The sequence below is a fragment of the Pontimicrobium sp. MEBiC01747 genome (assembly GCF_053601635.1).
The window spans coordinates 1-371 of the sequence record NZ_JBSHNS010000098.1; the positions used below are offsets into that span (position 1 = coordinate 1).

Genomic DNA, 371 nt, shown 5'->3' on the forward strand with positions numbered 1-371 from the left:
GAAGATGCTACAGCAATAACACAAAGAGGAGATGTTCCTCCATCTACGTCTAATAATTCTACTTCGTTTAGTTCTACTACACTATTTTTAGTAAAATCTAATCTGTTTGCTTTTTGTGTTTTCATAATACTATATTTTATATTAATTCTCTGCAATTACTGCTCCTACTACTGCTCCTACTATAGCTGCTCCTACTGCTCCACAACTTGCCGATGATAATGCTGCTGCTGCATTTAAACATAATCCTGATGATGCTAATAAAGGCGTACTTCCTCCATTCACATCTGTTAATTGTGACTCGTTTAATTCTACAATGCTACTTCTTTTAAAGTCTAATCCGTTTAATTTTTGTGTTTTCATAATTTGTGTTT

General features: G+C 33.4%; 2 protein-coding genes. Both read right to left on the minus strand.

Features of this window, described 5'->3' with window-relative positions:
* Positions 1–125: class IIb bacteriocin, lactobin A/cerein 7B family (locus tag ACVC2P_RS01995; RefSeq protein WP_452596809.1), on the minus strand; the 125-nt coding region annotated here is incomplete at its 3' end.
* Between the two features lie 16 nt (positions 126–141).
* A partial coding sequence (locus ACVC2P_RS02000) for a class I lanthipeptide (RefSeq protein WP_452596808.1) occupies positions 142–371 on the minus strand: 230 nt, incomplete at its 5' end.